Consider the following 21,893-nt stretch of genomic DNA (forward strand, 5'->3'; position numbering starts at 1 on the left):
AAGTGTTTCGGTATTATTTCTTGTTATTTCCGTAATGTTACAAAAACTATAAATATTGTTATGTGTATAGGAGTGTGTGTAGTAAAAAGTCTGAGTTGAAAGTACGTGCACACTTTAAATTTCCTTTTTGTCTGAATGAAGAAGACTACCAACTAATTAAGGGTTTTAAAGTAACCACTTTAAATAAAATGTGCTTCCTTTCCCACACACAATTGAGTACATATTTAAAGTACAGTCTAATTGCTACACAGACTCTTGTACATATAAACATTAAGGCGAAATAGAGATAAGAATTCATTACATAAAAAGCATTACCAAGCTAAACGTACAAAATATCATCTGTGCATTTTGATGAAATGTTAAAATGCCTAGATGATATTTTTTTGAAGAATTCTTGGATATGTTTATGAATAACAATTCCTAATACTTAATGATTCTCTACTACTAAAACATCCGATAATTTATGTAATTAGATTTATAGGGTGTATGTACATTCACTTATATAGGGAAAATGAGGTTTTTCATATGAAGTATAGTTATAAAGTGTTTATATTTATTTGGACAATTATTTTATTGTTTTTTCTACTTTATTTTGGTTACAGTGAAATTTCCGAAAACGAGCAAATGCCAGTCATAACAATCAAACAATAAAAATAAGAAATACTACAAAAGCAAAACATAATAAAAATAGATACCCGAAAATGTTTAAGAACAGGAACAATTACATGCATAAACAACCTTACGATTTCCATGCATACCCCACGTCATTTGGGCAATAGGGGAAAAGTATTATTATTTGGCGTGCGCAATCTTCCATCACTAGTAGAAACGGAAAGTTCCGTATACCTGCTGAAGGAGGAAGATGTCTACCTGCCAGGGGGCGGATCTATTCAGCATCTAGAAATATTGGAATTAAAAGTGTAGAAAACAAATAGTGAAAAGGGAACATATCTCGTGATTCCTTTTTTATTCTTGTAGATAAGTCTGGGGAGAAAACGGGGATTTCTGCACGCAACATAGATCTCATTGGTATACTAATTGTGTTTTACGTATAGCTGGGAGTTGGTGTGATGGTATTTGCAATGGATGTGAGATTCCGTCATTCTTTTCATGAAATTGAATCATTAGACATTCCAAATATATTGTTTCCGAGTCAGTGCAGGAAATTGTATCAAGTGATTGGAATCGGCATTCAAGAAGAATTCCGCAATCCCTATGTCATTATAAAAGAGCAACATGGTTCCGTTACATTCCGATTACCAGAAGAATTATCAACATGGGTGCAGAACAAATTATTACTTGTTAAAGGGGGCCAGTTTGTTTCCATACTGCATTTCAGTTAGCCATGTGAAGTTTTGTGCCATTTTTTGACCTCGGATATAAAAAGAATAGTCTGTCAGGTTAGGTGAGGAGATGCCACCTCTGACTTTCACATCATACGTAGGATGTGGTGTAACTTGAATCAATTCAGATTTATGATTCTGAATAAACATTCTAACCTTTTCAAACTTGTTAATTACGGGCTGTATCTCCATTTTAAACCGATCATAGGGATATGTTTTATTTTTATTGTAATACCTATCCAGTTCAATCAACTCTGACACTGCTGTATCAAATTCACTCTTTACTTCAGGATTTACTTTTTGCAACCATTCTTTTGCATAAGAGCGGAATGAAGATCTATAAAACAAATTCATATCAAAACCAGCTAATGTGAGTGGCTTTCCTTTTTCTTTTTGTTCTTTCATATAGGTAAATAATTGTTCAAGTTCCTCAGTTTTCCATACAGAGTATAAGGATTGTTTCATCGCTTCTGTAGCGGTTGAGTTATCAAAATTTTGCTGAACAGCTGCTGCTTCCCAAAGCCCTGTTTCAAATGCAATCACATTATATTCCAGGTGTAACAGCTTGAGAGGAAGTGCTGGAAGACGGGATCCCTAAGAAAGCAAAAAAACTAGGTGTGAAATAATCAGTTATTTGTGATGGTGGATTCTCCTAGGTGGAGGGTTCGCCGTTTTTTATTATATGTTATGTTGTGGTTTTTATATAAAGCATATTGAAAAGATGGATTAAATCTTCTGGAATGATGTCTCCATAATTAATAACTTGTACAATAACCTTTCAATTATCACTAAATCCATTCATATCAACAAGTTGTCCCATATATCCCTTTGTAGCAATATCTTTTAAAGTACGCTAAAAAATACCCTTTATTTTATCTTTATCTTATCTTTACCTTATCTTTAAATTTTTATATTAAACTTAAAACCTTAAAGTATTGATGTTTGAGTCTAAAAAGGGCGGGAGATAGATGTTCATTACATAGTTTGTAAATAACCAATTACCTTTGAAAAATTAAATTTTTTATACGAGGAGGAATATATGAAGGATACAAGTAAAAAACAAATTATAAAAGTGTTCCTTATTAGTATTTTAGGCTTAGTAATAATACTTGGAATGCTATATTTTAATCATAAAACCAATATTCAACAAAATAAAGCGCAAGCCACCGAAAAACGTGTATTGCAATATGAGTCTACCTTAAAAAAAGAATTAGAAAAATATAATTTAGGAGAGAAAACACCAATTTTATTAGGAATTATGTATCAAGAGAGTAGAGGTGAGGGAAACGATCCTATGCAGTCATCTGAATCACTTGGATTAAAGCCAAATGAAATTCAAGAGACAAGCTTGAGCATTGAACAAGGGGTAAAACACTTTGCTAAAATGTACAAATATGGAACGGACAAGGATGTTAGCATGGATACAATTATTCAAAGCTATAATATGGGGCCAGGTTATATTGATTTTGTTGCTAGTCAAGAAGTTAAACAACACTCGGAGGATTCAGCCAAAAAGTTTTCTAAGATGAAAGTTGATCAAAATCCAGCGATGTATACTTGTGGTGGAAATAAAAATAATTTTAGGTATCCATATTGTTATGGTGATTTCACATATGCCACAAAGGTAAATGAAAAAACAAAACTTATTGAAGAACTTCTTCGAAATGTACATAGCTCTTCTAAATAAGTTGCAGAATAAAATATAATGATACCGTCAGTTAATAATAATAATAGCTAAGAAAAAACTACTTCCTTTCTTAATTCACATAATTTTCAAAAATAAATCCTGTGGATGTTAATATTTGTTATATAATATATTTGTCAAAGCATTACCCCTAAAGTTTCTACAGTCAATCTGTAAGATAGTTTGTTTGGCTCGTATATTCACCTTAAAACAAAAAGAACTTGTAGAGAGTCCTACAAGTTCTTTTTGTTTTAAGGGTTAAATGTGGATTTAAAATATAGTTGCAATTTTTTGAGGGGGAAAAGTAAATGTTTATAAAAACAGAAAGATTATTAATACGGAAATTTGAGTTCAAAGATTGGCAAGCTGTTCATGAGTATACATCAGATATCAATGTTATGAAATACATACCTGAAGGGGTTTTTACTGAAGAAAATACAAGAAACTTTGTGAATGAAAACATTGGTGAAAACGCTAAGAACTTTCCTGTAGTATTAATTCATAAAGATATTCTGATTGGTCATATAGTTTTTCATAAATATTTTGGTGAGCATACATATGAGATTGGTTGGGTGTTCAATCCTAAATATTTCAATAAAGGATATGCTTCTGAAGCAGCACAAGCTACATTGGAATATGGCTTTAAGGAAATGAAATTACATAGGATTATAGCTACATGTCAGCCACAAAATACCCCATCATATCGAGTAATGGAGAAGATTGGAATGAGAAGAGAAGGCTATTTCAGGAAGTGTATACCACATGGGAATGAATGGTGGGATGAATATTATTACGCTATTTTAGAAGAAGAGTAGTGTTTCAGAATGCATTATTTAAATTGACACTCTTATTCCTAAATAGGCAAGTTGACTATCTTTATTGGGGATTCTTGCTACTAAAGGCGAAGTTTATTTCCGGTATCGCTGACGTGCAAAACTTTGTATAATCTGATCTTATCTCTAAATCACAACTGTTACCCCATCACCATCAAGTTAAAGTTTCGTTTTATTTTGCTAACTTGATGGTGATGTGACGTAACCTTAATTATTTAAAAATTTTAAAAAGGCCCATTAGTCATGTTAAAGGGACCTTGATCACGCAAATGATCTGTAAACCAATTCATTTTTGATATACAGATCATTTGTATAATAATTTTTATAAATAATTGCTAAATAGTGAATTTACATAAATGCTTTTAGTAGTTCTTGAATTAATGGGATTGCTCCACCTATAAATTTTAAAACTGCCATTGCGATTTCCATATTATTCTCTCCTCTTTTTCGTATTAAGATGTAATAAATCTTTATAACCTTATTATAGTAAGCGCTTACAATTATAACAATACATTTTCGTATGCAATATTGCATATTTATACATTAGATCTCTATTATTCATTTTTTAATGGTACTATAGCGAGGTGAGAGTCTTTAAGGGTTCTGCTTAATAGGAGGAAATATGGAAAGAGTGCAAGCGATTTACAGTAATCAAAAATTTAAGAGTTGGGTTAAACAGGTATTAGCTGTAGGAGGAGTAATAGGGTGCTGTTATTTGGTGTTATATGTTTTCTGTTTCTTAGTTATCATGTAAATAGTATACAACTAAACTAGTAGAGTCTTCCCTAGAAAGGTAAGGCTCTTTTATTGTAGTACCTGGAGATGAGCAAACTACATACAATATCTCTCAGGTTTTTCAGATCACTTTGTACGGTTTCTTGTTTAGAACACTAATTCCTATCATTGAAAACAGAATTCTATGGATAAAAAATATGTTTTTACTAGATACATATTAAAAAGACAAGCATAAATTATATTAGATTTTGACAAAGTCTTTTTGATTTCGAAAAGGATTTAAATCTTACTTATAGATTTGATTCCTTTTTATATAATATAATCCTTATATTGATACGTAAATATAATACAGTAATAATGATTTAAAAGCAAGAATTTTAGTAGCGGTACGTTCACACATCCATCAACTTAAGATTTTAAAGTAGCTCTTAAACAAAAAAAATTCTTTTTTTAATTGATTAATAGTAAACAAGAAAGATTGGCAAATTAACAAATAAAGAGATTTATTCAGGTAAAATCTATCAAAAGGTCCTTTACAAAATTTATACATAATTCAATTACAAAATAATGTAAAAATTATGCATTTTTGTAAAAGAAATTCATTGACACTTGTGTATATAAGTAACTATACTCGTTACATTAAATTGAATGCGTGATAATACGATTTTATTATTATTACAAACATGTAAATATAAAAATAGAAAATTTCAATTTGATAAATACAATGGTAGAGGTGTTTATTTTAATGAAGCATAAATTAATTGCAACAGGTATCCTTGCAGGAGTTATATTATCCTATTCTTCTAATATTTTAGCAGATACTCATAAATTCCCTGATGTTCCTACATGGGCTGATAAATCCGTTAACTATTTAGTTGATAAACAGGTATTAAATGGTTATCCAGATGGAACTTTTGGTTCAAATGATTCCTTAGACAGAGCTTCGGCTACAAAGATTATGACAAAAGTTTTAGGGATACAAATTGACACTAATGCAAAACCATCTTTTACAGATTCACAAAATCACTGGGCTACTCCTTATATTGCTGCTGCTGAAAAAGCTGGGATTGTTAAAGGTGAAGGTAATGGAATCTTCAATCCATCCGGAAAAGTAACTCGCGCTGCTATGGCTACGATGCTAGTAAATGCATATAAACTACAAAGCACACCAAATCATAATGATCAGGTTAGATTTGAAGATTTAAAAGGGCATTGGGGAGAAAAATATGCCAATATTTTAATAGATTTAAAAATCTCTAATGGTACCGAGAACGGTTGGCAACCAAATAGATTTATAACACGTGCTGAAGCTGCTCAACTTACTGCAAAAACAGATATGTTACAACAAAATTTAAACGATGAAAAAGAGATTACTACTGCTACCTCATATGAAGATTTAAATTTAACAGTGGCTTCGAAAATTACAGCTCAAGAGATTGATAGTTTTATTGCAAAATATCATTCAGATAGTCCCTTAGTTGGACATGGACAAGATTTTATCAATGCGCAAAATCAATATGGCGTGAGTGCTCATTATTTAGCGGCGCATGCGATTTTAGAATCTGGATACGGAAAATCAGAAATTGCATATCAAAAACATAATTTATTCGGTCTACGTGCATATGATGGAGACCCGTTTAAATATGCGAAATATTTACCAAGCTACGGCGATAGCATTGCTTATAACGCTAATTATGTACGAGAAAGATATTTAGAAGAAAGTGGTATGTATTATAACGGGTCAACATTAACTGGCATGAACGTGAAATATGCATCAGATAAAGGCTGGGCTAAGAAAATTGCGGGTATTATGGAACGTATTAAACCGTTTCGTGTAGAAGACTATACATATGCAAAAAAATTACCAAAGAATCCTGAAACATTAGATGTCGACGCGTTATCTAATGAAATTCCATATAAAATGTATGCAGGCGGTTCAAGCTCAAATGTTGTATCATCAGCTACTTACTATCAGGTACCTTATCCATTTAAATTAAAAATTAAAAGTAGACCAGATGTAGCTGTCGAGGAGAATAAAGTTGGTACAGTAACTCCTGGAACAACCATCTTTATTTATCGTGAAGATCCGAATGGATGGGTAGAATTCTCTTTTGAAGCTAATGGAGAAAAATATTGGACATTAAAAAATAAATTAAGTATGTAATTAAAAAGATCTATTTCACTAGTTTTAAAAGTATGGGATTGGACAATTGATTCTCTAGATTGGAAATACAATAAATTACCCGTTGATGTAGCAGCTGCAAAGATTATTCAAAATGTCTTAGCAGGTGCGACATCCGCATACTTTTTCGGGAAAATGTTGCGCAAAGTAGGTTCATTTTCAACACTATCTCCTGGTTCACCGTAATCTTCAATGATGTAATATTCCTTATCTTTAATGTATATATTGAATATATAAATATATTGTGTTATGATGTGAATTAGAAACTCGCGTGTTTCAAATACAACATTTTTATCTTTTTGATGACCTCTTATCTTTCCGTAAGAGGTCCTTTTTTATCCCTCCGTATTGCATAGCCGCTAAAATACTATGAAAAGATACTAGAGACTACTACAATGTGATATTCTCTAGTATTTTTTCTTTATCCATATTATCTATTGTTGGGTAATTGATGAATTATTAATTTTTGTATAATTTTCACAAAATAACTTTGAACCATTATTTATTTCAATATAAAATAATAAAGGTATATATATGAATAGGTATGTCCTTTTTATGTGATGATAATGCGAATTGAAGCGTAATACTGAAACGGTAAACGAGAAGAATCAGGGCCGAAACAGATAGTAAGGAGCAGACAATACTTATAATGAAAACGTTCATAATGGACTGTCTATGGATGGAGAAAAAATACGAAAAGATAAAAGGGGCAAATGAATATGAACAGAGCCTTTAAAGGTACCGTATTAGCAGGGATAAGTGTGGGTTTCTTGCTAGCTGGTTGTACAATAGAAACATATGTCCTAACGCAGTCCAGAATATAAGCAAGTAGATTAAGTATTCTAAGCAGATAAATGAAGACTATAGCGATGAAGAAATTGAAAGACAACTAAGAGGTATAGCATCCTGACTTTCTAAATAACATGAGTGTTTCTATAGAATGAATCCTTAGGAGGGCTATTGTGGAACCTTTAATCAATGCTATTTTATACTTTGTATTTTTATTTGGAGCACTGTTTCTTATACTGGGTACTGCATTGGTTTTATTAATCGCGGCTGCATTACCAGTAATCTGGAAGAAAAATCTATCATTCCTAATGATTAGCTTAGGTATAAATATACTTGTCATTCCATTGTCTTTTTTTATTGGCGGGATGGCAACAGATTCCCCTGGTAGTACGATGCACGATTTTTGGGAAGTATTTTTGTTTATTCAGATATTTCCGTTTCCCCTAGTACTGCTATCTTTAGTTTGGTGGCTTGTGCGTCGAAAAAAAGAAAAAGTTCATGTGTAGCGTTTTTAATGCAAATAAGCTGTCCGTTTGGGCAGCTGATTATATTTATTACTAAGCGTGATTATTTCCAAAATGAATGCAATACCACTATACAGTTAAATTGAAGGTGAACCATATTGAAATCTTATCAAACTTTAGCCCACTTGTATGCATTAGGACTAGGCTGCGGACTTTGGAATAGAGAGGAGGTTATTTCATGGTGCGATAGGTTGATTGAAGCAAATGATCACCCGCCATATGAAATTATGGAGATATCTTTAATGTCTAAAGCAAAGCTGATATATATAGAATCGGCTTTACTGTCATATAGCCGCATAGTTGATGAAAACCCCTCGGTAAACATCCTTCTTTCAGTCTTAAATGAAAAGTTAGTAGCTCAGAAATGGAATATTAAACAAGCTATTACTTGCTCTACTCGATTACTAGTAAATAGAGGCCTGTATTGGGAAGAAGAATATTTTGATTTATACAGCCTTAATGATAGCTATGACTTAGCACAGGAAGGTATCCATTTTAATGAAAAAGATGTGATTTCTGCTTATATCGATACATTAGGTGTTTTTCGCGTCCCTTTTAACGAGTTTGAAGATCTCTATTTACAAGTCATGAAACAGAAGTGGCAAGGGTAGAAGGCAGGAAAAAGAATCATTGAATCGTAAGAGTTACTTCCTGTATTTATCACCAAATTTATCTAGCCAAGACAAATCTGTCTTCGTGTTGATGAATTTTTGTCTCTTAATAACTTAATGCTATCGTTTTTATTTTTTCCGACAGCAAGCTAAGTTAGCATGTTTAATTCATAATGAGACGCCTGTAAATGAGCATTACTATTTAAATTTTTACCAGAGAGTAATTTAGTTAATTAGTAGAAAAAGGAAGGGGCCTATTTGGCTCCTTCCTTTTTCTCATACATACATAACGCTTGTTGACAACTTATGAAATAATAGCATTCATCGCTATTAAAATATAACATTAAAAGCAATTAATTAGATATGTAATTTTGCATATATTGTACTATTTCATGAATAGGAACAAAACTATTTATCTCTTTCTGTATGGAGACAAATAGATTTAGGTTTACTTAAGTTAAGAAGATCTGATCATTGATTACTGGTTAAACCATATTTCTACGTATTTGAAAAAAATTATATTACTGGATTGCATGTTAAAGAGAGTGAGGACTTTATGAAATGTAGGTTGTTCCTTGATTTCTTACTCGTGATTTTACTAGGAGGATGCATTGGAAAAGAAGTTACGTTATATACAATTTCAAAAGGGGATATTAGTCAGTGTATCCAAAGATGCGCTCCGTTTCCTGTTTCCTATTTCCTATTCTACTAAATTACCATTCCAAGCAAATTTCTTCTCTTTCAAACAATTCATTCATTGAATAAAGATAATTCGGCCATACGTATCGGAGGACAGGAAACTTTATTAATACCATTTGGAATATATTTCAATATACTTCCGATACTATAACAGATCGAAAATTTCTTTATTGGAGGTATATAATGGCATATCCATTTCGTAACTTAGTATTTGAAGGTGGCGGGGTAAAGGGAAGCGCTTATATAGGTGCCATCCGTGCACTAAATGAAGAAGGGATTTTATCAGAAATACAACGATTTGGGGGGACGTCAGCTGGAGCGATTACTGCATTACTTTTAGGTCTTTCCATTCCATTCGCAGATCTTGTAAAAATCCACAAAGACATGAATTTCAAAGCATTTAAAGATGATGATTTTTCGATTGTACAAGATAACATTCGTTTATTTTTTGATGGTTTTGGTATCTATAAAGGGGATTTCTTCACTGAGTGGGTAGGAAAAATCGTTGAAAAGTGGACAGGGAGTAAGGACACAACTTTTCAGCAGTTGTATGACAAAACAGGAAAAGACGTGTTTTTCCAAGGAACGAACGTTTCTACACACCAGCTTCGTACGTTTTCTCGCGAAACGACACCTGATGTCCCGTTAGTAGTTGCTGTGCGGATTTCGATGTCCATCCCATTCTTTTTTAAATCTGTGGAATGGGATAAAGATTATTATGTAGACGGAGGTGTACTCGATAACTACCCAATTCGTTTATTTGATCGGAAAAGTTTTGTGAATAAGGAAGAACACTTCACGACCACAGATACGATTGACGAGGTTAATAAACTGATAAGCAATATGGAGGATCATTCTACACTAAGAAGCTTACACACGAAATACAATGCATCTTTCTTTGATCCTACAGATGAAATTGTCTATAACAAAGAAACACTAGGTTTCCGTTTAGAATCTCAGGCCGAGGTTGCCATGTTAAAACATATCGCAACTTCAACAGAACATCATATTGGCCATTCTCTTATTCATTTTGCATGGAATTTGTCTCAAACCATGATCAAAGGTCATGAGAGTGGAAAAACAACCAAAGAAGATGCTGCCCGCACTGTATTTATCAATACATTCTTTACGCCGTCATTTAATTTCGATATCACAGAAGAAGAAAAGAAAACACTCATGAATTCAGGCTATACTTCTACTAAAGACTATCTACATCAGTTTAATACGTCTGAAGTAAAAATGTTTAATCGACCATAAAGCCGAGTGTAATGCACTTGGCTTTTTTTAATCGTCCTGTAAATTTTTTTAGTAGCTAATAAAAATTCAAATAGACTATGCATAGAACAAGAGAGAGGAGATAACAGAAAGTAATAAATATAAGTTTTGATGACCTCTTATTTTGTAAAACTAGGGTGTAGAAAGGGTGAAACAGGTGGAGGAAAAACGAATTATGATTTATAAAATTTTTCGGCTAACACAGTACAAAAGAGAACCCTAAAACCGTGGATGGGAATGTATCAAAAAATGAATAGAGTAAAAAGGCGGATTTCTTGTGAAAGTAGGGATTTACTTTTTCTTTCTACTGATAATAAAGCGTTATGTAGACTGGAAATGTATAAGGTATTCATTGCTATTCCTCAAAAATGCTGATGTTACATCATATTAAAATAACCTCTAATTTAAGTATTGAAATTCTCTAAATCTCGATGTATTATATTCTTGTATTTTCTCACTTTGCAAATCCGAGAAAACATCATCACTTCTGAAAGAACCCGAACTCCAGCGGGTTCTTTGGATTTACTTGAACTTATTTTTGAATCATTGTATTATATTTTCGAGTTTTACTTATATAAATCATTATCAGGAGAATCTGCAAATTTGCAGGTTCTTTTTTTATTTTATTGAAAGTAAAATTTTAGCCAGTCGTTTATTTTCATATTGTTGGTTTTTATACGTGTTTGGTAAAAATCAATGAGTTGCAAAAAAATACTATGCTGAAATCTAGTTCGGTATAGCAATGTGCATATAAAAGATCCCACTTTGCTATATCCCCTAAAAAGAGTCATAAAAATCTATATTTTTTTAATTCAGTTGCATACTACAAAACTTCTTTTAAAAGAAATGTATGTACATACACATTATATTTTGTTCCATAACTCTCTAACTTTTGTTCACGATAGTCTGTTAAGTACAGGATTATTGGCGGGTGGTGCAATAGGTGCAGAAGATGTGAAAACAAATGAAAAAGTACAAGTTGCTGTTGCAGGTAAAGAGGGAAATATAACGTATAAAGAAATTGATAAAGCAGAATCTCCATTGTTATTTGGAATGTATCCTTTATGTTAAGATCCTAATAAGAAGTTAGTTTTTTTTGATAATTAATATTTATAAAAAATGTATAATTAATATACTAAGACGTTTTTAAATTTTATTAATGTATTCCTTTTCATATGAATGAATTATTTATTGCAACAGGTTTCCCGTTCAAAATAAGATGTTCAAACAAAAGACAATATAAGTATCTTTATAATGATTTTTCAATATAATCAATGTGTTTATGAAAGGAACTCTGTGTTATTTTTGCTTTTTTACTAACTAATACAGCTTCAAACAAAGGACACAATTGCTACATACTAAGTGTAATTTATTACCTATTCAAAATTCTGTCTATTCAATCTTTCTAAAAATAAAAAAAGATTAAACTTATAAATATACAAGTTATAATGAGGGCGTCGAGACACAATTTATTACCTCTAGAGAAAATATCAAACCTCGTTTTGGATTAAAAATTCTAAAGAACTTGCCAGTAATTTTTTAAAATTGGACATACTGATATGATTACTATACGGAGGATAGCGGATTAGAAGGGAAGTTTATTCAACTCAATAAAGAAAGCGTTATCAAACAAAACTTGTTTTGAATCGATCATTCTAATAACTTAGATTCAACTACAGCTAAAAATAATAAATTATGGGGGTGCTTATATGAACATGAATGTAGCATCTATTAAAGAAAAAAAGATTGTTAAATACAAAAGTTGTTTTGATGTGATTGGGCCCATAATGATAGGCCCTTCAAGTTCACATACTGCAGGTGCTTTGGCTATTGGAACAGTTGCTAATAAATTATTTCAAGGTCTTCCCAAAAAAGTTGTGGTAAAGTATTATGAATCATTTGCTGAAACCCATAAAGGTCACGGAACTGATTTTGCAATTATTGCTGGTATATTAGGCTTAGCTGCTGATGACAGCAAAGTGCCAGATGCTATTAAAATAGCAGAGTCTAAGGGAATTGACATTACCTTTATTGAACAATTGGGTAATAGTCCTGCTGGTCATCCAAATACGGCAGATGTATATGCAGAGGATGAAAGTCGAAGTATTAGAGTAATGGGTATTTCGGTCGGTGGTGGGTTGATTGAAGTCAAAAATGTTGAAATTGATGGATTTAGCTTAAATCTGCAGGGGCCATTGCCAGTTGTTATTGCGATTTCAGAAAGAGCTGACTTTGAATTTGTTTTACGCAGGATCTTTAAACAATATGATGTGGAAATTAACAACTTTCATAGTTTGGAAGATAAAACAAAATACTTTTATGCATTCGCTTTGGATTCGATATTGCCAGGTAATGCTCAGAAGGAATTAGGAGATTTAAGCAATATAGCTAATCTTATTATTCTTTAGTCACATTAAGGAGTGAAAAATATGTATATGGCCATAAAAGAAATTGTGGATGCAGCTAATAAAAGCCAAAAGCAAATTTATGAATTAGCAATCGAACAGGAAATCAAACAAACTAAAACTTCTTATGAAGAAGTATGGAGTAAAATGGAACGAAATTTAGCGACTATGCAACATGCAATAAATAAAAGTATCGAGGGCGACGGTGTATTTTCTCCAACAGGTTTGACCGGAGGGGATGCTGTAAAAATTAAAAACTATCGAGAAAATAGGAAAACTCTTTCTGGAGATTTAATGGTGTTAGGGATTCAAAGTGCTATCGGTGTTAATGAAGTAAATGCTGCATTAGGAGCTATTTGTGCAACTCCAACAGCAGGTGCGAGTGGGACGATTCCGGGAGTCCTATTTAGTATTAAAGATACGTTGCAGTTAAGTCATGAAGATATGATTCATTTTCTATTCACTTCAGCGTTATTTGGAACGATAGTCGCAAACAACGCTTGTATTTCAGGAGCGTATGGAGGATGTCAAGCTGAAGTAGGAAGTGCCTCAGCGATGGCGGCTGCAGCTGCGGTAGAAGCTGCGGGTGGAACGCCACAGCAATCTTCTGAAGCTTTTTCGATTGCATTACAAAATTTACTCGGTTTAGTTTGTGATCCGGTCGCTGGTTTGGTAGAAATTCCTTGTGTAAAGAGAAACGCCATTGGAACGGCAAATGCTTTAGCAGCAGCGGACATCGCATTAGCCGGCGTAAACAATCTCATCAATGCTGACGAAGTGATTGAAGCCATGTATAGAGTTGGAAGACAGATGCCTCGCGAATTAAGAGAGACAGGTTTAGGTGGTATTGCAGCTACACCTACAGGAATTGCCATTAAAAATAAAATCTTTGGGGAGAAACAATCAAATCAATAAGTTATCGAATATATTGTGAAGTTTTTAACAATCTTTACTCTATTGTTCGCCTAAGGATGTCTGTATATTGGGGGAGTTATCAATAAAATATACTACTATATAATTAAAATATTGTATAAGTGGTAACAAACCCTTCAGGTTGATGCTTCGCTAATTTTTTGATTTTTATTAACCTAGAAGGGGGATATTCGTTGTGGGGCACTATATAAGCTATTCATTTTTCAAGAACGGTCTATATTCCTATATCTTAAAAAGAGAATTAAGAATAGGACACAAGGAGGAATTATTATATGGATGGGAATACTGCAAAAAACATAGAATTTCAAGCTGATAACACTGCAGTAAAAAATGAGAAATATCTAGACCCTAAAAAGTGGCATAAACAGGATACTACCTGGGCATTGAGCCTTTTTGGAACAGCAATTGGAGCAGGAGTACTCTTTTTACCGATTAATGCAGGTTCAGGTGGTTTATTATCTTTACTACTAATTACATTACTTGCATATCCTGTTATGTATTATTCACATAGGGCGCTTGCTAAAATGATTTACGCTTCGAACTCTGCCGATGAGGGGATTACAGGTACAATAAGAGAGTATTTTGGAAATAAGGCAAGTATCATTTTTAATATTGTATATTTTGTCTCCATTTATACGATCGTGCTGATGTACTCGGTCGCACTTACAAATACCGCTAGTAGCTTTATCGTGCATCAATTGCACATGTCGGAGCCTCCAAGGTCCATTTTATCGCTTGTTTTAGTACTCGGTCTTATCGCTATACTAAATTTTGGTCAAGATATAACTGTAAAGATCATGAGCATGCTAGTGTATCCTTTTATAGCTTCTCTACTTTTTATCGCAATATCTTTGATTCCACAGTGGAATACGTCAATGCTTAGTTTTTCAAGTGTTTCTACTGCTTCAACAGGAACAGGATATTTAGGAACGATATGGATGATACTTCCAATCATAGTATTCTCGTTTAATCATTCGCCTATGATTTCGTCATTTGTTATGAAACAGAGAGCTACGTATGGAATAGATGCTACTGATGCTAAATGTGCTCAAATACAAAAAGTTTGTTATATTATGACATTCGCAGTTGTTATGTTCTTTGTTTGGAGCAGTACCTTAAGTTTGACTCCAAATGATCTTAAGGTGGCAAAAGAACAGAACTTGTCAATCCTATCATATCTTGCTAATGAGCTTAATTCGCCAGTAATCACTATTGCAGCTCCTATCATTGCATTTGTGGCTATTACAAAGTCTTTCCTTGGTCATTATATAGGAGCGTATGAGGTAATGCGTGACATGATTATCAAGTCCAGTAAAAAACGTGGGAAAGATATAGGAGAAAAAACAGTTAAGACAATGATTCTTACTTTTGTCGTATTAACATGCTGGTATGTTGCTTATACAAATCCAAGTATTCTTGGAATCATTGATGCCCTTAGCGGTCCGCTAGTCGCTGCTATCTTATGTATATTACCAATGTATGCGATCCATAAAGTACCAGTACTTGCTAAATACAAAGGGAAAGCGAGCAATGTTTTTGTCATTATTATAGGTATCCTTACTGTCTTAGCAAGTATTCAGTCATTATTCTAATCCACTGTTGTTAGTACTGATGCAAAAAACATGGGATATGAAAAAAATAAAAATTCTTATCGGAACTGAACTCTATATTGTTGAACTAAAGAGATCATGGTTTTGGACAAACTCCTCATCTTGGAGAGTTTGTCTTTTTAATTATATGCATAACTTTTATACTAGCTTAAACAGACTAGATTAATAGTAAATGAAAACTTCATACAAACCACACATTAACTCCACTACTAGCACAAACTACAGTTGTATACTTTAAGTATCATTTTTCAACAATAAACATTCGAACATACTAATATTATGTAATATGGAAGTTACACTACATTAGAAGAAAACAAATAAGGGAGAGCGTATACTATGACAAGATTTGCGAATCAGCATGTAGAGAACACGATTTTAGAAGAGGATGTAGAGCTTTTAAAACTTATGGCACACCCAATGCGTTTAAAAATGATCAATGAGCTTTCTAAACATAAAACACTAAATGTAACCCAAATGACCGAAATTTTAAACATTCCACAATCAACAGTTTCCCAACACTTATCTAAAATGAGAGGGAAGGTTCTAAGAGGAAATCGTCAGGGGTTAGAAATTTACTATAGCATCGAAAACCAAAAAGCTGAAGAAATTATGGGATTATTAGGACCAATACAATAAAATATTAAGTTTACCATTTAAAGATTTACTTATATAGAATACTAAGCCCTCCTTGTTGTGGAGGGTTTTTATTTATTAATTTTTTAAGTAATTATTACTTTGATCCAATGACATCAATATCTTAAATATGTCACGATTTAAAAGAAGAGGGAATATCAGCTGTTTTTCATAGCTTATCAAATGGCGAAGTTCCTAAGGGTGGAGTAATCACGGAAGAAGGTATATTAGACAATACCATCTATACAAGAACTATGTGCATGGAGTCTGGCGCATATTATTATCATACCTACGATTGTAGACAAATTAAAACCATTGATTTATTTGATGCAAACTAATTAGAATAGGTAAACTGTATAAAATACAAATTCAGGGTTCTTATGTGGTTTTAATCTGTTTTTAAATGAAAAATCAATAACTCATAAATATTACAACCTTCCAAAAATCAAAAAGGAAGCGTGATTAGCTTGTAGATTAAGTCTGTTTTAAAACTGATGTATACGGGGGACAATCCCATAAACATCAGTTTTAAAAAATTAGATACTTTATTTATCAAGTTAATGCGAGTTACATCAGTATAGGAAACAGTGGAAATCTAAATCTTTGTTTATATGTTAATTACTTCAAACGTATCCCTTCGAATGCGTTTATAACCAAGTCATGTACATAGGATTCATCCAACTTTTCACCGGTTACTAGCAAGCGATAAAAAATTGGTCCGTAAATGAGATCGATGCTTAATTCAACATCGAGGTTTTCTTTTAATTCGCCTCTGTTAATTCCCTTCTCCAGAAGTTGCTTTGCTTGCAGTCGACGTGGCTGGAAATATCGAGCACGATATTCCTCTGCTAGTTTCGAATCAAATTGCCCTTCGCCAACTAACTCATTGATAATAGTTCCTTCTCGACTTATCAAAAAACTGGCTAAACTTGTAGCATGAATTAAAATATCATTCAACGCTGAACCTGTGTCAGGTACAGGCAATCTGGCAGCAGCAGCAGAAAGAAAACCATCCATTACCACAGCAGCCTTATTTGGCCACCATTTATAAATCGTAGCTTTGCTGACTTTAGCTCGGTCTGCAATTTTATCGACTGTGACTGCTTTAAAGCCACTTTCCAATAATAACTCATAGGACGCAGAAAGGATGGCCTTTTGGGTTTCGATATTACGTGGTCGACCTCTTTTACCTTGCACATTAATCATTCCTTTCAAAAACATAAACTATACGTTTAGTATACTTAATATGAATAAAAAACAAAATAGCCTATATACAAAACTGAACGTTTAGTATATATTTTTAGTTAATTAATAAACTGAACGTACAGTTTATTAATTAACTAACATCTTGTAATGGTATGGCTACATTTAGGTTCCAAAATTCAAAAATTAAATTGCTAAAAAACATTTAGAAAAGGGGGATAAACAAGAGGTGAAATTGGATTTTTTAAAAGCAGAATGTAGTTCAAACTTAATTTATTACAATAAAAAATGGTATCGCAGTAGTTCTTGCCAAGGCGATTTAGTAATTTTGAAATAAAAGTATGGGAGGAAGTAGTTATGTCTAATTTTAAAAATAAAGCAATTGATAAGGATATTTCATCAGGTTTAATCATTCTATTAGCAACTTCATGTGGTATTATTGTGGCTAATCTTTATTATGCACAGCCTTTAATTGGGGTAATTAGTAATGTAATTGGGCTTTCTAATAGTAGCGCTGGATTAATTGTAACGCTAACTCAAATTGGATATGTTGTTGGCTTACTATTTCTTGTACCTTTGGGAGATATTGTTGAGAATAAAAAATTGATACTTATTTTGTTATTTTTAAGTGCATTTGCACTCATTTCCATGGTTTTTGTAAAAAGCGCAACTTTGTTGTTAATTGCTTCATTCTTTATCGGACTGGGGTCGGTCGCAGCGCAAGTGCTCGTACCTCTTGTATCATATCTTTCATCGGAAAATGCACGCGGTCGCGTAGTTGGCAATGTCATGAGTGGTCTGTTACTAGGTATTATGCTTGCGCGACCGATATCTAGTCTAGTAGCCGATATTTGGGGATGGAGTGCAATATTTGCTTTATCTGCTACTGTAATTATTGTCCTGGCGTTTGTTTTATCGAAAGTACTCCCTACAAGAAAACCAACAGCAAAAACAAATTATATCGTCTTACTTAATTCAATGTGGCAACTGCTACGAACTACTCCCATTTTACGTCGTCGCGCCATTTATCATGCTTGTGTATTTGGGGCTTTCAGCTTATTCTGGACCACTGTTCCATTATTATTATCTAGTCCGGCTTTTCATTTTTCTCAAACTGCCATAGCATTGTATGCACTTGTGGGAATTACAGGCGCGATAGCTGCTCCAATAGGTGGTCGACTAGCCGATCTTGGCTGGACACGATCCGCCACTGGGATAGCTCTCACCGTAGTTATTATTTCTTTATTACTTCCACTTTTTATTCAAAGTAGCTCGCCCTTTGGAATAGCTGTTTTAGTAATTGCTGCAATTCTGTTGGACATGGGAGTATCTGCAAACCTTGTGCTTAGCCAACGTTTAATTTTCTCGTTGAGTCCAGAAATCCGTAGTCGATTAAACGGGCTATTTATGGCTATTTTCTTTTTGGGAGGTGCTGTGGGATCCTTTATTGGAGGATGGGCATATGCCTTAGGTGGATGGAATCTAACATTATGGATAGGAATCGCTTTTCCGACTATAGCTCTACTTTATTTTGCTACAGAGAAATAGTTCTATAATTTAGTTTTACCAGTCAGGATAGGGAATGCCTATTTATTGTTATATCTGAGTTTCAAAGGTTATTTGTGAATTGTATGGAGTTTTTGTATTAGAAGCAAATTTTTATTTTCTATTGCTGTAAGTGGAAAAGACTCACCTTGTTGAATATATCTGAAATGCAATAAAAAAGAGCTTGTGTAAAAACACAAACTCTCTTTAAAAAGAAATAACGCAATTGAGATATCTATATATTAACAATTTGTTTCTTATAATTCTATGCTTCCTATGTTGAGAAATAATATATTGTTAGTTTGTTAAAACTTAAATACATTATTGACTTAATATTTCGTCTTTCATGCAAATAATCTTGAATTTGGGATATTTTTTAAAATATTGGTAATGATGAGGTTTTATCGTGAAAATCGTTTAAATCTTATGTTTAACCGATTGAATTGAGAACAAGGTCTTCCTATATACAGCACGAAATACACGGTTCTTTACAGAAAAAGAAACACAAGGTAACATCAAAAAGAGACAATATGCACATTTATCCATACTTTCTGCTATTAACCTCCTAGTCTTGGAGGTAAAAAACAAGCATATCGAGTCTGCATTGATAGTAGTAAGTGGAAAGTTTGTCTATGGGACAGATAAAATTCAAAAATTATCACCTTCAGCTCCTAAATCTAGAACAGGTAGGCTACCAATAATTACTTTTGGGGGTATGATAATAAATCGAAAATTAAGCATCGATTAGGTTATATTATGAAGATTACGATATAGGGAAGCCAGTTGTATTAATTCATGTTTGGCCGTGAAGTGGGCGATCATGGGAATGTCAAGTTCCAGCTCTTGTTGAGGCTGGATACAGAGTCATAACTTATGATCGTCGGGGATCCAATAAATCTTCACAGACATAGGATGGTTATGACTATGATACGCTGGCTAATGATTTACATCTGTTATTGGAGCATTTGAATCTCCAAAAATATCACACTGGTTGAATCTTCAATGGGGGGGATTTACTGGCCTGCCATGAAAGAACACGTTATCGAACTTAATGCGGCATATCCTGTTGCGATAGCTGAGTTTGCGATTATCTCAGGCTTAGAAGAATATGAGCAGCTGGCGAAAGAAACATTACAAGTGAATGATGACCACTAGCACTCCAATCAGATCAAAGAAAATGGGCCACAACAAAAGCAAAGTGGCCTATTTGGAAATGGGTGCATATCAATACAGTTGCTCCAATATGGGTTAGCTTCATAAAAATGTGGATTTACAACGTTAAGGAAATCCCAATATTAAAAAAGCCTAACTTCTCAATTTAATGTGAAGAAATTAGGCTTTTTTATTTAGTGATGAAATCCATTATCACATTTCGTATCATGTGGCATAGGCCCATCCAGGGAATCCAGAAAGGCAACAGTCTGTTTGAGGTTTCTCAAAAATAAATGCGCAAGATCCATGGAAAATCCATTTCGAACCACAACTCGCATAATCGTCACCGTTTCCATATCTGGAGGCAATGGATAGGCGGGTACTTGCCAACCGAATACACGCAATTGTCGAGATAAATCATAAAGGTTCCAGTTTGATGTGTAGCCATCTTTCAGTCGCCAAGCGAAAACCGGAATGTCCGACCCATCAGACAAAAGTTCGAACGGTTCCATCTTCTGAATGGCCTTGCTTAGAAAAAGAGCGACTTTCTGTGAAGCCTTTTGAACATCATAGTACCCCTTTTTCCCTAAACGTAAATAATTATAATATTGCAGGAGCACTTGTGCGCCAGGACGAGAAAAATTCAGAGCAAAGGTCGGCATGTCTCCGCCCAAATAGGAGACATGGAAGATTAGATTTTCAGGGAGATCTTCAGCTTCCCGCCAAATTATCCAACCCAATCCAGGATAGACTAATCCATATTTATGTCCGGATACATTGATGGACTTCACCCTTGGTAATTCAAAATCCCAGACTAAATCTGGTTGGAGAAATGGTGCTATAAATCCTCCCGAAGCTGCATCCACATGCATGGGAATGTCAAGACCAGTCTTCGCCTGTAAATCATCCAACGCTTTCGCAATTGCGGCAACCGGTTCGTAAAGACCGGTATAAGTTTCACCGAGAATCGGTACTACACCAATCGTATTTTCATCCACGGCTGCGAGGACCCCCTGAGGATCCAATTGAGGATGTTCAGGGCTAACCTTCACATAACGTGGTTCAACCTCCCAATAATTCGCGAATTTTTCCCAAACGACCTGAACAGCAGAACTAAACACAATATTGGGACGATCCACCGGCTTCCCTTCGCTTTTACGTGCATTTTGCCATCGTCGCTTTAAGGCAAGCCCACCGAGCATACATGCTTCTGACGATCCAGTTGTTGAAACGCCCATAGTCGTAAGGGGGCTGGGCGAATGCCAGAGGTTGGCTAAGATACGGACACACCGCTCCTCAATTTCAGCTGTCTGTGGATATTCGTCCTTGTCAATCATGTTCTTGTCGAATGATTTTGCATATAATTGCTCTGCGGTAGGCTCCATCCATGTACTAACAAAAGTTGCAAGATTCAGGCGGGCGTTGCCATCAAGAGTAATTTCATCATGGACGATTTGATATGCTGTTTCTGGTAACATGCCTTCATCAGACATATGAAAGCGTGGAACGACGGATTCTCCTTCGCGGGCAAACAAAGGATTTACAGAAAATTCGTGAGGCAGCTCTTTTTGCATGTGAAGTGGTAGAGATTGTGAATTATCTGGCATAATAACTTTTCTTTCGTATGTATCGTTTTGAACTTCTGCTTTTCGATCCTGTGGCATAAAAGCCCCCCTTAATTAAGTTTTTAACAAACATATTATTTACAAAAAATCATTTGTTAAACCAAGGGGACAT

At 33.9% G+C, this 21,893-nt stretch carries 16 protein-coding genes and 5 pseudogenes; 16 read left to right on the plus strand and 5 right to left on the minus strand.

Annotation, left to right across the window (positions count from 1 at the left end):
• The first annotated feature begins 1,070 nt into the window (after positions 1 to 1,070).
• Positions 1,071 to 1,343: a hypothetical protein gene (locus tag MR112_RS12415; protein WP_002164541.1), complete on the plus strand. Its 273-nt coding sequence runs from the start codon at positions 1,071 to 1,073 to the stop codon at positions 1,341 to 1,343.
• On the opposite strand, the gene MR112_RS12420 is transcribed toward MR112_RS12415, so the two are convergent.
• Positions 1,296 to 1,886, minus strand: a complete 591-nt coding sequence (locus MR112_RS12420) for an erythromycin esterase family protein (protein WP_242245006.1) — start codon at positions 1,884 to 1,886, stop codon at positions 1,296 to 1,298. The genes MR112_RS12415 and MR112_RS12420 overlap by 48 nt on opposite strands.
• Positions 1,887 to 2,382: 496 nt before the next feature.
• Here MR112_RS12420 and MR112_RS12430 point away from each other — a divergent pair, with 496 nt between their 5' ends.
• On the plus strand, positions 2,383 to 3,030 hold the full coding sequence (locus tag MR112_RS12430) for a lysozyme family protein (RefSeq protein WP_000655735.1): 648 nt from the start codon (positions 2,383 to 2,385) through the stop codon (positions 3,028 to 3,030).
• A 305-nt stretch (positions 3,031 to 3,335) separates the two neighbouring features.
• Entirely contained in the window at positions 3,336 to 3,842 is a 507-nt protein-coding gene (locus MR112_RS12435; RefSeq protein ID WP_000470150.1) for a GNAT family N-acetyltransferase, read from the plus strand.
• A gap of 366 nt (positions 3,843 to 4,208) precedes the next feature.
• Here the strand turns inward: MR112_RS12435 and MR112_RS12440 are convergent, their stop codons facing one another.
• The gene (locus MR112_RS12440; RefSeq protein ID WP_001987408.1) at positions 4,209 to 4,394 is read right to left on the minus strand and encodes a hypothetical protein; all 186 of its coding nucleotides are present in this window, start codon (positions 4,392 to 4,394) and stop codon (positions 4,209 to 4,211) included.
• A gap of 946 nt (positions 4,395 to 5,340) precedes the next feature.
• On the opposite strand from MR112_RS12440, the gene MR112_RS12445 reads away from it, so the two are divergent.
• Together MR112_RS12445 and MR112_RS12450 are read left to right on the plus strand one after the other, a co-directional pair.
• Positions 5,341 to 6,759, plus strand: coding sequence for an S-layer homology domain-containing protein (locus tag MR112_RS12445; protein WP_242245007.1), 1,419 nt, complete (start codon positions 5,341 to 5,343; stop codon positions 6,757 to 6,759).
• Between the two features lie 24 nt (positions 6,760 to 6,783).
• A pseudogene (locus tag MR112_RS12450) lies at positions 6,784 to 6,897 on the plus strand (polysaccharide deacetylase); the annotation flags it as partial.
• On the opposite strand, the pseudogene MR112_RS12455 reads toward MR112_RS12450, so the two are convergent.
• A pseudogene (locus tag MR112_RS12455) lies at positions 6,885 to 6,992 on the minus strand (peptidase M56); the annotation flags it as partial. The pseudogenes MR112_RS12450 and MR112_RS12455 overlap by 13 nt on opposite strands.
• 747 nt (positions 6,993 to 7,739) lie before the next feature.
• On the opposite strand from MR112_RS12455, the gene MR112_RS12460 reads away from it, so the two are divergent.
• The 8 genes and pseudogenes from MR112_RS12460 to MR112_RS12495 form a co-directional block, all read left to right on the plus strand.
• The gene (locus tag MR112_RS12460; RefSeq protein ID WP_000433519.1) at positions 7,740 to 8,072 is read left to right on the plus strand and encodes a hypothetical protein; all 333 of its coding nucleotides are present in this window, start codon (positions 7,740 to 7,742) and stop codon (positions 8,070 to 8,072) included.
• Positions 8,073 to 8,188: 116 nt separating this feature from the next.
• Complete coding sequence (locus MR112_RS12465) at positions 8,189 to 8,701, plus strand: hypothetical protein (protein WP_000844535.1); 513 nt, start codon at positions 8,189 to 8,191, stop codon at positions 8,699 to 8,701.
• An 882-nt stretch (positions 8,702 to 9,583) separates the two neighbouring features.
• Positions 9,584 to 10,657, plus strand: coding sequence for a patatin-like phospholipase family protein (locus MR112_RS12470; RefSeq protein WP_048656296.1), 1,074 nt, complete (start codon positions 9,584 to 9,586; stop codon positions 10,655 to 10,657).
• 1,727 nt (positions 10,658 to 12,384) lie between these two features.
• Positions 12,385 to 13,083, plus strand: a complete 699-nt coding sequence (locus MR112_RS12475) for a serine dehydratase beta chain (protein WP_086396011.1) — start codon at positions 12,385 to 12,387, stop codon at positions 13,081 to 13,083.
• Between the two features lie 21 nt (positions 13,084 to 13,104).
• Entirely contained in the window at positions 13,105 to 13,995 is an 891-nt protein-coding gene (gene sdaAA, locus MR112_RS12480) for an L-serine ammonia-lyase, iron-sulfur-dependent, subunit alpha (protein ID WP_000281777.1), read from the plus strand.
• Between the two features lie 290 nt (positions 13,996 to 14,285).
• Positions 14,286 to 15,605, plus strand: a complete 1,320-nt coding sequence (locus tag MR112_RS12485; protein ID WP_074553499.1) for an aromatic amino acid transport family protein — start codon at positions 14,286 to 14,288, stop codon at positions 15,603 to 15,605.
• 354 nt (positions 15,606 to 15,959) lie between these two features.
• The gene (gene pagR / locus MR112_RS12490; protein ID WP_074553496.1) at positions 15,960 to 16,259 is read left to right on the plus strand and encodes a transcriptional repressor PagR; all 300 of its coding nucleotides are present in this window, start codon (positions 15,960 to 15,962) and stop codon (positions 16,257 to 16,259) included.
• A gap of 134 nt (positions 16,260 to 16,393) precedes the next feature.
• A pseudogene (locus MR112_RS12495) lies at positions 16,394 to 16,591 on the plus strand (linear amide C-N hydrolase); the annotation flags it as partial.
• A 283-nt stretch (positions 16,592 to 16,874) separates the two neighbouring features.
• Here MR112_RS12495 and MR112_RS12500 read toward each other — a convergent pair.
• The gene (locus MR112_RS12500) at positions 16,875 to 17,462 is read right to left on the minus strand and encodes a TetR/AcrR family transcriptional regulator (protein ID WP_100249670.1); all 588 of its coding nucleotides are present in this window, start codon (positions 17,460 to 17,462) and stop codon (positions 16,875 to 16,877) included.
• Between the two features lie 354 nt (positions 17,463 to 17,816).
• Here MR112_RS12500 and MR112_RS12505 point away from each other — a divergent pair, with 354 nt between their 5' ends.
• The 3 genes and pseudogenes from MR112_RS12505 to MR112_RS12515 form a co-directional block, all read left to right on the plus strand.
• Positions 17,817 to 19,007 carry an MFS transporter gene (locus tag MR112_RS12505; RefSeq protein WP_074553494.1) on the plus strand — a complete coding sequence of 397 codons (1,191 nt, stop codon included), beginning with the start codon at positions 17,817 to 17,819 and terminating at the stop codon, positions 19,005 to 19,007.
• Between the two features lie 740 nt (positions 19,008 to 19,747).
• Positions 19,748 to 20,015, plus strand: a pseudogene (locus MR112_RS12510) (alpha/beta fold hydrolase); the annotation flags it as partial.
• Positions 20,010 to 20,159, plus strand: a pseudogene (locus MR112_RS12515) (macrolide 2'-phosphotransferase); the annotation flags it as partial. The pseudogenes MR112_RS12510 and MR112_RS12515, both read left to right, overlap by 6 nt.
• 191 nt (positions 20,160 to 20,350) lie before the next feature.
• Here MR112_RS12515 and MR112_RS12520 read toward each other — a convergent pair.
• The gene (locus MR112_RS12520) at positions 20,351 to 21,820 is read right to left on the minus strand and encodes a glutamate decarboxylase (RefSeq protein WP_078404520.1); all 1,470 of its coding nucleotides are present in this window, start codon (positions 21,818 to 21,820) and stop codon (positions 20,351 to 20,353) included.
• Positions 21,821 to 21,893 lie beyond the last annotated feature (73 nt).

The organism is Bacillus cereus group sp. BfR-BA-01330 (assembly GCF_022663885.1).
Lineage (GTDB): Bacteria > Bacillota > Bacilli > Bacillales > Bacillaceae_G > Bacillus_A > Bacillus_A cereus.

Excerpts from the sequence above, each read along its gene's own strand:
- MR112_RS12415 (WP_002164541.1), top strand. The coding sequence starts at position 1,071 with ATGGTATTTGCAATGGATGTGAGATTCCGTCATTCTTTTCATGAAATT.
- MR112_RS12430 (WP_000655735.1), top strand. The coding sequence starts at position 2,383 with ATGAAGGATACAAGTAAAAAACAAATTATAAAAGTGTTCCTTATTAGT.
- MR112_RS12435 (WP_000470150.1), top strand. The coding sequence starts at position 3,336 with ATGTTTATAAAAACAGAAAGATTATTAATACGGAAATTTGAGTTCAAA.
- MR112_RS12440 (WP_001987408.1), bottom strand. The coding sequence starts at position 4,394 with ATGCAATATTGCATACGAAAATGTATTGTTATAATTGTAAGCGCTTAC.
- MR112_RS12445 (WP_242245007.1), top strand. The coding sequence starts at position 5,341 with ATGAAGCATAAATTAATTGCAACAGGTATCCTTGCAGGAGTTATATTA.
- MR112_RS12470 (WP_048656296.1), top strand. The coding sequence starts at position 9,584 with ATGGCATATCCATTTCGTAACTTAGTATTTGAAGGTGGCGGGGTAAAG.
- MR112_RS12475 (WP_086396011.1), top strand. The coding sequence starts at position 12,385 with ATGAACATGAATGTAGCATCTATTAAAGAAAAAAAGATTGTTAAATAC.
- sdaAA (WP_000281777.1), top strand. The coding sequence starts at position 13,105 with ATGTATATGGCCATAAAAGAAATTGTGGATGCAGCTAATAAAAGCCAA.
- MR112_RS12485 (WP_074553499.1), top strand. The coding sequence starts at position 14,286 with ATGGATGGGAATACTGCAAAAAACATAGAATTTCAAGCTGATAACACT.
- pagR (WP_074553496.1), top strand. The coding sequence starts at position 15,960 with ATGACAAGATTTGCGAATCAGCATGTAGAGAACACGATTTTAGAAGAG.
- MR112_RS12500 (WP_100249670.1), bottom strand. The coding sequence starts at position 17,462 with ATGATTAATGTGCAAGGTAAAAGAGGTCGACCACGTAATATCGAAACC.
- MR112_RS12505 (WP_074553494.1), top strand. The coding sequence starts at position 17,817 with ATGTCTAATTTTAAAAATAAAGCAATTGATAAGGATATTTCATCAGGT.
- MR112_RS12520 (WP_078404520.1), bottom strand. The coding sequence starts at position 21,820 with ATGCCACAGGATCGAAAAGCAGAAGTTCAAAACGATACATACGAAAGA.